Annotated in this window: 2 protein-coding genes and 1 pseudogene; all 3 read right to left on the reverse strand. The window is 56.6% G+C overall.

All coding sequences use genetic code 11. From position 1 onward, the window contains the following. On the reverse strand, window positions 1–1,243 hold a 1,243-nt coding region (locus O7A70_RS33640), incomplete at its 3' end, for a trimethylamine methyltransferase family protein (protein WP_337144181.1). Window positions 1,244–1,412: 169 nt separating this feature from the next. After that, complete coding sequence (locus O7A70_RS33645) at window positions 1,413–2,177, reverse strand: SDR family NAD(P)-dependent oxidoreductase (protein ID WP_337144182.1); 765 nt, start codon at window positions 2,175–2,177, stop codon at window positions 1,413–1,415. A gap of 65 nt (window positions 2,178–2,242) precedes the next feature. Next, window positions 2,243–2,622: pseudogene (locus O7A70_RS33650) on the reverse strand (glycine/betaine ABC transporter); the annotation flags it as partial.

The raw sequence follows: 2,622 nt of genomic DNA on the forward strand, positions 1-2,622 counted from the left end.
CCATCGTCTCGTCGAGTTCGCTAAGCACGAGGCCGCGGCCCAGTTTGTAGAACATCACCATTTGCTCGGCATCGAGCATGAACTTGCTGTAGCTCTGGGTCAGCGCCGCCTCAAGATAGCCGGTGGACGACAGGACGAAGTTGGCGCCGGCAATCAGGGCGCCATACATGTTTCGTGCCGCTTCGTAACCTGCCTGCGCGTCGACAAGCTTCGAGCTTGTATTGCTGCCGCTGCAGCGCCAGGGCAGTTTGTAGTGACGGGCCAGCTGGCCCACCAACATGTTCATGTGGCAAATCTCGGGCGTACCCGCCATCGGCGCACCGCTTTTCATCGAGACAGTGGCCAACCATTGCCCGTAGATGCAAGGCGCGCCGGGCCTGACCAGCTGCGCGAACGCGACGCCGGCAAGCGCCTCGGCATTGAGCTGTGCCACAGCACCGATGGTGCTCGCGGGCGTGCTCGCTCCGCCTAGGACAAACGGGGCCAGTATCATAGCCTGATTGTTGGCCGCGTAAACCTTGACGGCATCCAACATGGTGGCGTCCCACACGAGGGGCGAATTGCAGTTGGCCAGGGAGATGATGACGGTGTTGTTTTGAAGAAACTCCTCGCCGAAAACGATCTTTGCCATCGAGATGGTATCTTCGGCGCGTTCACGTGATGTTACAGCGCCCATGAACGGCTTGTCGGAATACCGGATCAGGCTGTAGTTCATGTGCAGATGTCGCTTGGGAACGGCAATATCCATGGGCTCGCACAGAACCCCGCCGGTCATGTGCATCGCTGGCGATTGGTAGGCGAGTTTCGCAAAATTGACGAAATCGGCAATTGTTGCGTTCCGTCGCTTGCCCTCGAGATCCAATACGTTCGGCGAGCCGTAAGCAGGTGTGAAAATCGTCTTCCGGCCGCCGAGACTGACGGTCCTGGCCGGATTGCGGGCATGGACGGTAAAGGCCTCCGGCGCCTTCGCAACTAGTTCAAGGAGGAGGTTTCGGTCAATCCTTACCCGTTGACCCGTAATATCGGCACCCGCCTTGCGCCAATATTCAATCGCTTCGTCATCACGGAATTCAATGCCAATCTCTTCAAGTATTTGCATTGATTGATCATGCAGCCGAAGTAAATCCTCATGATGGAGCAAATCCATGTAAGGAATTCCGCGCTCAAGCGTCGGCAAAAAAGTAACCGATCTGTCGGTGCGTATCTTCTGCCGAGCGTCCCGGCCGCCTGATCTGGATGACATGCTTTATTTCCCTTGTTTTCAATCGAATCTACCGGGAAAAAGCGCCAGAAACTAACAATAAAAATTAATCTCGGCTATGAACTCAGGTCATGACCACACGTGGATGTGGAGCCCGCTAACCCCCTCGAACAGGGTTCAAGGGGGTTGCAGGATCGATGGGAGGATACGATCAATAAACTGCTTTCGCGCCGGCCACTTCGAGGGTCGTCCCCGTTACAAACTTCGCCTCAGCGGAGCTCAGGAAGAACACGGCATCAGCGATGTCCTCCGGTTCGCCTAGGTGTCCCAGGGGGTTTGACTTGCTGAGTTCCGCAACTGCCGTATCCGGATCAAATCCGCGATGGATGAACCCCGACCGGAGCATCGGAGTATCAATCTCACCCGGGCAGACTGCATTGACCCGAATGCGACTGCCGGCGTGATCCCGGCCGAGGCATTTTGAGAACGTTGCGACCGCTGCCTTGCTGGCGCAATAGGCGGCATGGCTGGGGCCCGGATAGATACCCCAAGTCGAGGAGATGTTAACGATCGAGCCACCACCGTTTTGGGCCATGAAGCCTATGGCGCGTCTACAGGTGTAGAAGATCGCTTTCAGATTGATATCAAAGGTTCTTTCCCAGTCTTCGTCAGTCGTGTCGAGAATGGTGCCGCGCGTGATGATCCCGGCATTGTTGACTAGGGCGTCAAGGCGCCCGGTGCGTTGAATAGCGATGTCGACCAGCTCCTCGCAATACGCCTTGCTGCGGAGGTCTCCTGGCCTCGCCAGCACAGTTTCCTTGTCGCGATTGAGCTCGTTAGTAGTCGCCTTGAGCCGGTCCTGGTTCGTATCCCCGGCCACGACGAAATAACCATTCGCAGCGAATTTCCTGCAAATCGCCTGGCCCATGCCGCCTGCGGCTCCGGTTACAACGACGGTCTTTTGTTCAGCGATCATTGAATGTCACCATGATAAGGGATTGAGCTTCGCTTCGCCCAATTGGATGTGAAGAGGCGAATGTCTTAGATTCTTTCGTGGATGCCGCGAAGGATAAGCGACGGCGTTACGATCCCAACGTCGGACCCTTGGGCGTCTACGACGACAAGGGGACCATTTGGATGGTTGTTCGCCAAGCCAAGGATCTCCTTGATTGGCGCATCCAGCTTGACCCGCGGCGCATCGGTCAGGTGCAGGTTCTCGCTCGTCGCGGCAAATTCGCTTAGGGGAACCATTACCGATTCGGCTTTGAGGAGCCCGAGCCGGCTGCTTCCTTGGACGAATTTCTCCACATAGGGATCCTTGGGGTTGCCGATGATGTCGTCGGCCGAGCCAATTTGAAGCATCTTCCCATCCTTCATCACACCGATCTGATGGCCAAGACGGACGGCCTCCTCGAGATCGT

It is taken from the genome of Mesorhizobium sp. Cs1299R1N1 (genome assembly GCF_037179655.1).
Lineage (GTDB): Bacteria > Pseudomonadota > Alphaproteobacteria > Rhizobiales > Rhizobiaceae > Mesorhizobium > Mesorhizobium salmacidum.